We start from the raw sequence: 12,258 nt of genomic DNA, 5'->3' as shown, positions 1-12,258 counted from the left end.
GTTTGATCTAGTCAACATTATCGTGTAAGAAAGAATTATTAGGCCTGATTTCAGTACCGCCATCCTGATCATTGCTTAACGTGAAACGGCTTACCTGGGATTCTGATGAATGCTGAACCTGTTGCAACTGCATTTGTTTGCGCTTGTAAGCAGGTTCGTTTTCCAATTCCTGTAAACCATTAGTGGTGCGCAATTTCATGCTCAAATCTTTTAAACGCAGAATACGTTCTTTCGATTTTCTCAATTGCTCTTCCATTGATTCATCGTTTTTATCGTCGTCAAGACCAACTACAGGCATTTCTACTTCCGGCTCTGGTTCAGGAATAGCAAATGTTTCTGCAACCGGGGTTTCGAAAACAAAATTGGTTTCAGCCAGTTTCACTTCAAATTCAAAACCAGTTTCACCTGGCTCTTCAGCCTGTGGCTCTTCTTCCATTAAAGTGTGGCGAACGATTGCAGGCTCAGATTCCTGCGCACCTTGCTTTTCTGATTTATTGAACACACCACCGAATAAATCTGCCTGAGGTGCTTCTTCCTTAGTTTTCAGAACCGGCTCGTAAGACGGTGTAACTGTTTTTGGCTGGATGAAAGAGTTCATCGGCTCCACCGGGCGAACAAGTGGCGCTTCTTCAGGCGTTAATAAAGAAATTTTCTTTTTGTTTTTTTCCTCGTGAACACGCTCTTCTGAAGTCTGGAATCCTGTAGCAATAATCGTTACAGAAAGTTTATCCCCCAGGGATTCATCAGTACAGTTACCCCAGATTAAATCTGCTGATAAACCTGCTTTTTCCTGAATATAATCGGTAATGATTGAAACCTCATCCATTGTTACTTCACGAACACCAGAACTGATGTTCAGCAAAATATAACGGGCGCCTTCAATTTCACTGTCTTTTAACAATGGAGATGCCAAAGCACCTTCCACTGCCTGTAAAGCACGGTCGTCACCTTCAGCTGCATGCGATCCCATGATGGCTACACCGCTCTCTTTCATTACAGTACGCACATCTTTAAAATCCACGTTGATGTATCCCGGAACGGTAATGATTTCCGCAATGCCTTTCGCCGCAGTGGTTAAGATATCATCAGCCTGACCGAAAGCTGAACCTAAGGTAAGGTTTCCGAAGATCTCACGTAAGCGATCGTTTGAGATCACCAGGTAAGAATCCACATATTTCTTAAGCTCTTCCATACCTTCATCGGCCTGAAGTCTGCGTCGTTTACCTTCGAAAGAAAAAGGAGTGGTAATGATGGCTACTGTTAAGATATCAAGCTCTTTCGCCGCTTTGGCAATAATCGGTGATGCTCCAGTTCCGGTTCCACCACCCATTCCTGCTGTAATAAACAACATCTTAGTAGTATTTCCCAGCATAGCTTTGATATCATCGATATTCTCAATAGCTGAGTTTTTACCCACTTCAGGGATAGAGCCCGCACCCATTCCTTCGGTCAAACTAGCACCTAGCTGTACCTTGTTGGGAATTGGGCTGGATTCCAAAGCCTGAGCATCGGTATTACAAATTATAAAGTCCACACCCGTAATACCAGACAGGTACATATGGTTTACTGCGTTGCCGCCACCGCCTCCAACACCAATTACCTTGATGATTGAAGACTTATCTTTTAACATTTCGAACTGCATATCTTTATGAATCAGTTGTTTAAAAAGTTTTAAATTCTGTTCATTACTCAATGTAATATTAACAATTTTTCAACAGAGGTTTTCCACAATTGTTAGAAATGTGGAAAACTCCCTTTATGTTGAAAATTATCGCTAGCTTTTCAGGTAATCTTCATCGCTTACATTCATGTCATCCTGAATAAATGTTCTGGTTTTGGCAAGCAATTTATCGAATAAACCTGGTCCACGCTTCTCTTTTTCTTTAATGGTTTTTGGTTTTTCTACAAAAACGCCCGGCTGTTTCATTTCTTCCATCAGCTCTTCTGCTTTCTGAATACCTTTAATCAAAAGGCCCACACTGGTCGCATACATCGGGCTTTTCAAATCATCGTAAATGGTTTTTGGCATTTCTTCATATTTCGATAAATGCTCATTTGGATAACCAATGCGGCAATCTAAACCGGTAACATATTCAACCGCTTGTGATAAGTGTTTAAGCAATGCGCCGCCACCTGTAATCACAATACCGCCAATCAGCTTTTTCTCATAGCCCGAAGATTTGATCTCGTAATACACATGCTCTATGATCTCTTCCATACGGGCCTGAATCACATAAGCCAGGTTTTTAACAGATATCTCTTTTGGTTCGCGGCCACGAAGACCTGGTACGCATATAATCTCGTTTTCTTTATTCTCTTCAGCCAGAGCAGATCCGAAACGTGTTTTTAATAATTCAGCCTGGTTACGCATTACAGAGCAGCCCTCTCTGATGTCTTCTGTAACACTGTTGCCCCCAAAAGGGATTACTGCGGTATGACGGATAATTCCCTCATGAAAAATGGCAATATCTGTGGTACCACCACCAATATCTACTAATGCAATACCAGCTTCTTTTTCTTCCTCGCTCAACACCGATTCTGAAGACGCCAATGGCTCAAGAATTAAGTCCTGAGTTTGTAATCCTGCATTATTAACACATTTAATGATATTTTTAACCGCCGTAACCTGACCTGAAATGATATGGAAGTTGGCTTCAAGGCGAACCCCTGCCATACCAATCGGATCTTTGATACCTGGTTCATTATCGATGGTAAATTCCTGTGGTAATACATGAATGATTTCCTCACCCGGTGGCATTACCAGTTTGAACATATCATCAATCAACTTATCGATATCCTTTTTACCGATTTCATTGTTCAATTCTCTTCTTGTTAAAATTCCTCTATGCTGTAAGCTTTTAATGTGCTGACCAGCAATACCCACATTTACCACCTGTATTTCTACATTGGATTGTCCGCTTGCTACTTCAACTGCTTGAGCAATGCCCTGTACGGTTTTCTGGATGTTAGAAACTACTCCACGTGTAACACCTGCCGATTCCGCCTTCCCTATTCCTAATATTTCGATCTTACCGTGTTGTGTTCTGCGACCAACGATAACACATATTTTTGTAGTACCGATATCCAATCCTACTACAATGGGCGACTGACTGGTAAATTTTGCCTTGTCCATATTTGTTAATTTTGCTGAGTTTTATATTGTTTTTCTAGGGCTCTGATTTCTTTTTCTCTTGCTTCTTTCTGTTTTTTGAGTTCTGCTGCACTTAAGGATGCTTTTGCAGTACTGGTTCCAGTTTTAGGCTTGTTTTTGTTATCTATTGTTTTCTTCTGTTGTGTCGTCGTTTCTTTCGGTTTTACAGCTGCAATGACCTGAGTTTTTTTCAAATCCGTCTTCGGCGGATCAACCTTTTTCACTTCAGCTTTCTTTGGTTCTGCTTTTTTAGGTTGTTCCTTTTTTGTTTCTTCCTTTTTTGGCATTGGTTTCACGTCCATCTTTTTAGGTGCTGCGGGCGTTGCCGTCACTACAGGCTCATCGCTGATCATGGTTTTAATCAGCGAATCAGAAACTTTTTGTCGTATTCTCAAACTGTCTGCCGAAGAAATTGTTTTTGTCTTTCTTGCAATTTCTGTCGAATCTCTTTTTTCGCATACCACCTGATTGGTATACTTGATATTGATCGTTCTATACGTTTCCCAACCCACCTGCGGCATAGCTTTTTTGTAAAACAACAGCAAGTTGGTCATTTTCTTCTCCAGCGAGTCGGCATTACCCAGAATAATACGCTGATTACCCACTCTGGGTACCAATTCGATGTCATTTTTCTGGTCAACTACAATCTGCTCAATCTGCGCATCCCACAGCGTATCTCTTTTAATGAAGAGGGCGGTTTTGTATAGATCATGGGCCAGTTTAGTATGCAAGGTATCTACCCGGCTGCCAAACACCTCGGTAATATTTCCTGTTGCAACCAGTACGTTTGCAGTAAAGTTTGAAGATATGGGCATCTTCAAGCCATCGTTATCGATGTAAAAATCCTGACCACTATTGTTTAGTATCCGCACAACAGGTTGCCTTTGCTTTACTTCGATGTGCAATACGCCATCCATTTCCACATACACTTTTGCAAAAGCGATGTAAGGATTGGATTGCAATTTCTTCTCAATCTGATGAATATTGATACCTTCAATGTTTCTGCCAAGCAATACACCCTGGTCCTCTTTTAATATGGCATCAATTTCTTCCCGTTCGATAAAATTATCAGCTCCCGGAATCAAAATTTTAATATCTGTGCATTTTACCGTCTGCTTTTTCACATTGATGAAACTGAAAAGCACCACCAATCCCGCCAGGCTAATCAGCCAGGCAAAACCTGTAAATATTGCGCTCCAGTTTATTCTTTTAAGCATTTTGTAATGTATTTTTTAGGGGGTCGATAATGGTATCAATATCACCGGCGCCCACTGTTAAAATCAATTCAGGCCTTGTATCTTTCACATATTGAAGCACAAAGTCTTTTTCACAAACCCTTTTATTCTCCAGGCTTATCTTATCTAATAAATAAGCTGCGTTAATGCCCTCGAGAGGTAATTCTCTCGCCGGATAAATTTCCAATAACAGGAGTTCATCGGCGGTACTTAACACACTTGCAAACTCACCTGCAAAATCCCTTGTACGGGTAAAAAGATGTGGCTGGAAAATCACTGTCAGCTTTTTATCCGGATAGAGTTGTCTCACCGCATCAAAACAAGCCTTCAGCTCCTCAGGATGGTGAGCATAGTCATCGATATAAATCTGACGGCCGTTGTCGAAGATGTATTCAAATCTTCGTTTTACACCTTTAAAGTTTGCAACCGCCTGTTTTACTTTTCCGGCATCAATACCCAGCTGCAATGCAATCGCAATGGCCACCGTTGTATTTTCTACATTATGCTTACCAGGTAGCATCAAGCTGATATCCGGAATCGAATAGCTATCATCATGGTAATCAAATACAAATTTCGACCCTTCTACCCGAAGGTTCTCCGCCCTGGCCTGTGCTGTTGCACTGGCTGCATAGCTGATGCTGTTTTCCAAAGGCAATCCCTCGCGTGCGTACAGGGAACCAGCGGTTTTAATCTGTCCTGCATACAGTCTGAACGATTCTTCCAAATTGCTTTTGTCACCATAAATATCGAGGTGATCAGCATCCATGGAAGTGATGACAGCGATATCAGGATGAAGTGTTAAGAAGGAACGATCATATTCATCGGCCTCCACCACCATGACATTGTTCTCTCCGAATAGCACATTGCTGTTGTAATTACTGGTAATTCCACCCAGAAATGCGGTACAATCATAGCCGGTATCTTTTAAGATATGTGCAATAATCGAAGAGGTAGTGGTTTTTCCATGCGTACCTGCCACACCAATACAGAACATTCCTTTAGAAATGATACCCAAAACTTCCGAGCGTTTCTTAAGCGAAAATCCGTTATTTCTGAAATGGTTTAGTATTTCAGCGTCTTTAGGAATCGCCGGCGTGTAAACAACAAGTGTATCTTCAGCGTTGCGGATAAAAGCTTCAGGCAAAGCTGAAAGTTCATCCACGTAGGTAATGGTTATCCCTTCATCTTCCAGGGCTGCAGTCAGTTTGGTTCTGGTTTTATCGTAACCGGAAACCAGCTGCCCACGTTTCGCAAAATAACGGGCAATAGCGCTCATACCGATACCACCGATACCAACAAAAAAGACCCTGTTTATTTTACTTAGTTCCATATTTTTTTCTCGAGAGGTAAGAGTTGAGACATTAAATTTGAGACCAGCCCCATCGACCAACATCTCAAATCTCACATCTAGTTCCTCACCCCTATTTAATTAGTTTCAACACTTCTCCGGCAATAATTTCATCGGCTGCCGGTAACGCCATTTTTCCTATATTTTCTGAAAGCCTTTGGCTTTGATCTTCATTATTGAGTAATTCCAATGCCGCCTTCACCAGTGTATCTTCGGCAGCGCGGTCGTTAATCAATTGCGCGGCACCATTTTTAACCAGCGCCATTGCATTTTTAGTCTGATGATCTTCAGCAACATTTGGCGAAGGCACCAGGATCACGGGCTTTTTGATCAGACAAAGCTCAGCAATCGTTCCCGCTCCTGCCCTGCTGATGATTACATCCGCTGCCGCATAAGCCAGGTCCATTTTGTTCAAAAACTCCAGGATGCGCACATTAGGATGATACTCCAGACCTAGACGTTCGATGATTCCCTTGTAATAATATTTCCCCGTTTGCCAGATCACCTGCACATCCTGTGCGATGATTTCCGGCAAATGCTTTTCAATTGCTTTATTTAATGTCCCTGCTCCAAGGCTTCCGCCGGTTACCATAATGGTCTTCTTTAGGGGGTCGAGCTTTAAAAGTTCAGCACCTGCATGATGTTTTCCTTTTATTTCGACCACTTCCTTGCGCACCGGGTTTCCTGTCTTCAGGATCTTGTCGGCAGGAAAAAACTGCGACATCTCATCGAAGGCTACACAAACCTTTGAAGCCTTTTTTCCCAACCACTTATTGGTTACCCCTGCATAGGAATTTTGTTCCTGAATCAGGTAAGGAATCCCTTTAAGTGAGGCCGCGTATAATAAGGGACCTGAAGCGTAACCGCCTACCCCCACCACCGCGTCAGGCTTGAAATCATTGATGATCTGCATAGCCCTGCGCACACTGCCAATAATCTTAAACGGCAGGCTCAGGTTTTTTACAATTGAACCCCGCTGCATGCCACTAATGTTCAGGCCAATGATTTTATATCCGGCAGCAGGAACTTTTTCCATTTCCATACGGCCGTTTGCACCCACAAACAGAATTTCACAGGCTGGCACCAAACGCTTAAGCGCGTTGGCTATGGCTACGGCGGGGAAAATATGCCCGCCGGTGCCACCACCTGATATGATAATTTTTGGGGAATTATTCATTTACTTAATTTCTATTGATATTTATCCAAAAGCCGGTATCTCACCAACAATCACTTTATTTTTAACTTTCTCTTTATCTTCTTTCAAACCCGCTGTAGCATTTTCTTCTACGTCGCGGCTAACACTTAATATAATTCCAAAAGCCACACTGGTAAAAATCATGGAAGTTCCTCCCATACTTACCAAGGGCAGGGGCACCCCAGTTACCGGGCCTAATCCAACAGCTACGGCCATATTAGCAAAAGCCTGTATGGTTAAACTAAAACTTAGTCCAGCAGCCAGCAGAGCCCCAAAGGCCTTGGGCGCCCGGGTTACTATTTTAATACACCGGTATAAAAGCACCAGGTAAAGTATCATAATGGCAATTCCTCCCACCGTTCCCCATTCTTCAATAATAATGGCGAAAATAAAATCGGAATAAGGGTGTGGCAGGAAATTGCGTTGGGTACTGTTACCTGGTCCTTTACCAAAAACACCACCAGTGGCCAGGGCAATTTTTGCCTGGTCGGCCTGGAAAGTTTTATCTGAATGCTGCATCTCAGGATGCATGAACGTATTGATACGTGACATGTATGTTTTTCTCCGCGGTCCGAGGAAGAAAACAAACAGCAATAATACAAAGCCACCTGCGCAAACAATGGCAATCTGTTTGATACTGATCCTGCCGATGATCAACAGCAAAATGCTTACGCCAAACAACATCAGCGCCGTAGATAAATTGGCTAATGCAATCAGCACGAACACCACGCAAACAGAACCCATAATGGGAATGAATGACTCTTTCACGTTCTTGATGTTCTCCTGCTTCTTGGTTAGCATGCGGGCTAAAAATGTGATCAGCGCCAGCTTCGCCAAATCGGAGGTTTGAAAAGTCAAACCAATCACCGGGATTTTTACCCACCTCGATGCATCATTCAGATTGGTACCGAACAATAGCGTATATACAAGCAAGGGTATGGTTACAATCATCAGTATCTTTGAAATCCCCGCATAATACCTGTAATCGAGCAAATGGGCGATATAAATCATCCCAATACCCAGGAGTACAAAAATAAGGTGTTTGGTGAGGAGCAGCTTTTCAACGGCTTCCCCTTTTTTATAAGCAAGCGTTCCTGTAGCACTATATACCGCCATTACCGATATAAGCGAAAGCAGGATGATGATCAACCAGATCCATCTATCGCCCTTTGTTTTATTAAGTAGTGCCTGAAACATCTTTTTTAGCCTCCTATACTATAATTCTCTAACTGCCGCTTTAAACTGATTACCGCGGTCTTCATAACTTTTAAATAAATCGAAACTGGCACATGCCGGAGAAAGCAACACCGCATCTCCGCGTTTAGCCAGGTGAAAAGCAATCTGAGCAGCCTCTTCAGCTGAAAAAGTGTTCACTATCACCTCCACATCATCCTCAAAAGCGTCGTGTATGCGTTTGTTATCCTTACCCAAACAAACAATGGCTTTCACCTTGCTTTTTACCAGGTCTTTCAACATGTTGTAATCATTGCCTTTATCTACCCCTCCCATAATCAGCACTACGTCTGAGGTCATGCTTTCCAGGGCATACCAGGTAGAATTTACATTGGTTGCTTTACTGTCATTGATGAAATCGATGCCGGATATCTTAGCCACATGCTCCAACCTATGCTCAATGTTCTTGAAATTTCCCATGCTCTCACGGATGGAATCATTTCTTAACTCTAATACCTTTGCCACTATTCCTGAAGCCATGGAGTTATAAATGTTGTGTTTGCCCTGAAGGGCTAATTCTGAAATTGACATGGTTAGTTCGTTATTTGGTTCAATAAGGATGTGTATATTCTCCTCCTGCAGGCAGGCACCTTTCTCCACTGTATCTACAATTGAAAAGGGATAGCTTGTTGCCAAAGGCTTTGTGTGTGCTAATGCTTTGATACTTTCCGCGTCGTCGAGGCAATAAATGAATACATCATCAGCTGTCTGGTTTTGGATGATACGCATTTTAGATGCTGCGTAATTCTCCAGTTTATAATCGTATCGATCCAGATGATCGGGTGTAATGTTTAACAGAACGGCGATATCGGCTTTAAACTCAAACATATCGTCGAGCATGAAGCTTGATATCTCAAGCACGTAGTATTCAAAATTTTCAGTGGCTACCTGTGCTGCAAAGCTGTGACCGATGTTACCTGCCAGTCCTACATTGAGTCCTGCGTTCTTCAGGATGTGATACGTTAACAGGCTGGTAGTGGATTTGCCATTTGATCCGGTGATGCAAATCATCTTTGCGTCGGTATATCTTCCGGCAAATTCAATCTCTGATATCACAGGGATGTCTTTTTCTTTTAACTTTTTAATGATGGGTGCTGTAGCGGGAATACCCGGACTCTTGATCACTTCTGAAGCGTTTAAGATCAGATCTTCGGTATGCAAACCAGATTCATAAGGAACCCCAAGTTGATCCAGTGCTGCTTTATAACTATCACTGATCTGGCCGAAGTCGGACACAAAAACATCGAAGCCCTTCAGCTGCGCCAGTTTTGCTGCACCTACACCGCTTTCACCCGCACCTAAAATAACCACACGGCCCTGCCCTGCCATCACTGGCTGAGTACTTGTTTGTGCTATGTTGTAATTTGTGCTCATTAATTATAGTAGTGGGTTTACCTTAATTTCAGTGTTACAATGGTGATGATGGCCAGCATAATTCCAATGATCCAGAAACGGGTTACAATTTTTGCTTCGTGGTATCCTTTCTTCTGATAATGGTGATGCAGGGGCGACATTAAAAATATCCTTCTCCCCTCGCCAAACTTCTTCTTCGTGTATTTAAAGTAGGAGACCTGCATAATAACCGATACCAGCTCCACGAGGAATATCCCGCAGAGGATTGGAATGATAAGTTCTTTGCGGATCATCAGAGCGAAAGAAGCAATGATTCCTCCAATGGCCAAACTACCGGTATCGCCCATAAAAATTTGTGCCGGATAAGAGTTATACCACAGAAATCCTACGCATGAACCCACAAAGGCACCGGCAAAAATCATCAGCTCCGCAGAGTTTGGAATGTACATGATGTTCAGGTAATCTGCCATCACCGTATTTCCTGAAACATAAGCCAGAATCCCTAAGGTAATTCCGATTACAGCTGATGTTCCTGTTGCCAACCCATCTATACCATCGGTAATATTTGCGCCATTTGATACTGCTGTGATGATGAATACGGTAAAAATCAAAAAGATGATAAAAGCATATTTCTGATAATCGCCACCCAAAAACTTCAACACCTTTGCATAGTCGAACTCATTGTTCTTGTAAAAAGGCATATTGGTTTTGGTAGACTTCACATCCTGGGTATAATAAAAGGTCTCCCCTTTCTGACGCAATACCATTGGCACATTTGAGGTATTCTTTACATTGTCCTGAACCGTTTCACGCACCACGATATTCGGGTGAAAGTACATCGTAGTACCTACTATTAATCCAAGTCCTACCTGGCCTACCACTTTAAAACGACCGGCCAAGCCTTCTTTATTCTTTTTAAATACTTTGATGTAATCATCCAAAAAGCCCACTGTACCCATCCAGATGGTGGTGATGATCATTAAAATCACATATACATTGGTGATATTTGCAAAAAGCAAAGTCGGAATTAAAATCCCCAGCAGGATGATAATCCCCCCCATGGTTGGTGTTCCCTGTTTTTGCATCTGCCCTTCCAGTCCCAGGTTCCTTACGGTTTCACCTACCTGTTTTTTATGCAGGAAATCAATCAGCCTTCTTCCGTATACTGTAGTGATAATCAAGGACAGGATGATAGAGACCGATGCACGGAATGTGATGTATTGAAACAACCTTAATCCAGGAATGTCATAGTGCTTATGCAGGTATTCGAATAATAAATATAACATTACCTGTTCGGGTTTAATTGTTCCAGTAAAATTTCCTTATCATCAAAATGGTTCCTTACGCCATTGATTTCCTGATATTTTTCGTGCCCTTTTCCGGCTACCAAAATGATATCACCACTTTTCGCCAAATGACAGGCGGTTTTAATTGCTTCCTTTCTATCTAAAATGGATAAAGTTTTACGCTTATTTGTAGGCGATACGCCTTCTTCCATTTCATTGATGATCGTTTGAGGATCTTCAGTCCTTGGGTTATCAGATGTTAAAATCACTTTATCGCTCCAGTCGCATGCTACCTGCGCCATTACCGGGCGTTTGGTTTTATCCCGATCGCCACCACACCCAATTACGGTAATTACCTGCTCATTGCCTTTTCTAATGTTGGCAATGGTGCTCAGTACATTCTGAACAGCATCAGGAGTATGTGCATAATCCACAATTCCAATCACTTTATCCGGAGATACGATATAATCAAACCTGCCTTCGGCTCCGGTTAAACGGCTCAGCAGGGTTAACACTTTTAATTTATCCTGCTCTAAAAGTAAGGCAGTGCCATATACGGCTAACAGATTATAGGCGTTGAATGAACCAACCAACTTGAAGTATACATCTTCATTATCAATATCCAGGTGCAAGCCACTGAACTGATTTTCTATGATCTTTGCTTTGAAATCAGCAAGCTGTTTTAGGGCATAGGTTTTCTTGTAAGCCTTGGTATTCTGCAGCATCACCATACCGTTTTTATCATCGGTGTTGGTTAATGCAAACGCTGATTTCGGCAAACCATCAAAAAATGCTTTCTTCGCTTTGATATAGGCATCGAAGGTTTTGTGGAAGTCGAGGTGATCGTGTGTGATGTTTGAAAAAACACCCCCAGCAAAGGTAAGCCCTTCTATACGGTGTTGCGATACCGCATGAGAACTCACTTCCATGAAGCAGTAATCGCATCCTGCGTCCACCATATCCCTGAGCAATTGGTTTAGTGCAATTGGATTAGGAGTAGTATGAGTAGCTACCACAACCGTATCGTTGATGTAATTCTCTACAGTGGATAGCAAGCCGGTTTTATAACCCAGATCTTTAAATAACTTAAATAAAATGGTTGCAATGGTGGTTTTACCATTTGTACCGGTGATTCCTACCAGCTTCAAATCTTTTGAGGGATTACCAAAGAAGTTACCCGCCATAATACCTAAAGCCACAGCAGTATTTTCTACTTTGATATAAGTAACCGTGAAATCATGCACTTCAGGCAAATTCTCACAGATGATTACAGCGGCACCCTGTGCAACGGTTTGGTCAATGAACTGGTGTCCATCAGAAAGCGTACCGACAATTGCAAAGAACACATCCCCTTCCGCTACCTTACGCGAATCAAAATTCAGGGCATTGATTTCCCTATCGGTTTTTCCAACTAATTCTTTAATCGTTATGCCGTAAAGTAGCTCTTGTAGTTGCAT

Annotated in this window: 9 protein-coding genes; all 9 read right to left on the bottom strand. The window is 42.2% G+C overall.

Translation table 11 applies throughout. The features are described 5' to 3' along the window. Positions 1-7: 7 nt before the first annotated feature. Positions 8-1,642 carry a cell division protein FtsZ gene (ftsZ, locus tag AC570I_RS01065; protein WP_497404635.1) on the bottom strand — a complete coding sequence of 545 codons (1,635 nt, stop codon included), beginning with the start codon at positions 1,640-1,642 and terminating at the stop codon, positions 8-10. 132 nt (positions 1,643-1,774) lie between these two features. Continuing rightward, a complete protein-coding gene (gene ftsA, locus AC570I_RS01060; protein WP_047798253.1) occupies positions 1,775-3,133 on the bottom strand; it encodes a cell division protein FtsA in 1,359 nt (452 codons plus the stop codon). Between the two features lie 5 nt (positions 3,134-3,138). Beyond that, on the bottom strand, positions 3,139-4,368 hold the full coding sequence (locus tag AC570I_RS01055) for a cell division protein FtsQ/DivIB (RefSeq protein ID WP_497403607.1): 1,230 nt from the start codon (positions 4,366-4,368) through the stop codon (positions 3,139-3,141). Continuing rightward, entirely contained in the window at positions 4,361-5,716 is a 1,356-nt protein-coding gene (gene murC / locus AC570I_RS01050; RefSeq protein WP_497403605.1) for a UDP-N-acetylmuramate--L-alanine ligase, read from the bottom strand. Before murC ends, AC570I_RS01055 begins: the two co-directional genes overlap by 8 nt. Positions 5,717-5,807: 91 nt before the next feature. Beyond that, a complete protein-coding gene (murG, locus tag AC570I_RS01045; protein WP_497403603.1) occupies positions 5,808-6,911 on the bottom strand; it encodes an undecaprenyldiphospho-muramoylpentapeptide beta-N-acetylglucosaminyltransferase in 1,104 nt (367 codons plus the stop codon). A gap of 21 nt (positions 6,912-6,932) precedes the next feature. Further along, positions 6,933-8,126, bottom strand: coding sequence for an FtsW/RodA/SpoVE family cell cycle protein (locus tag AC570I_RS01040; protein WP_047798257.1), 1,194 nt, complete (start codon positions 8,124-8,126; stop codon positions 6,933-6,935). Between the two features lie 18 nt (positions 8,127-8,144). Beyond that, complete coding sequence (murD, locus tag AC570I_RS01035; RefSeq protein ID WP_497403601.1) at positions 8,145-9,536, bottom strand: UDP-N-acetylmuramoyl-L-alanine--D-glutamate ligase; 1,392 nt, start codon at positions 9,534-9,536, stop codon at positions 8,145-8,147. 17 nt (positions 9,537-9,553) lie between these two features. Then, on the bottom strand, positions 9,554-10,801 hold the full coding sequence (mraY, locus tag AC570I_RS01030; protein WP_047798259.1) for a phospho-N-acetylmuramoyl-pentapeptide-transferase: 1,248 nt from the start codon (positions 10,799-10,801) through the stop codon (positions 9,554-9,556). Next, complete coding sequence (locus AC570I_RS01025) at positions 10,801-12,258, bottom strand: UDP-N-acetylmuramoyl-L-alanyl-D-glutamate--2,6-diaminopimelate ligase (RefSeq protein WP_497403598.1); 1,458 nt, start codon at positions 12,256-12,258, stop codon at positions 10,801-10,803. Before AC570I_RS01025 ends, mraY begins: the two co-directional genes overlap by 1 nt.

The sequence above is a fragment of the Pedobacter sp. A2324 genome (assembly GCF_059693705.1).
Note: the sequence above shows the minus strand (reverse complement) of the source record. Positions and strands in the feature narration are given on the sequence as shown.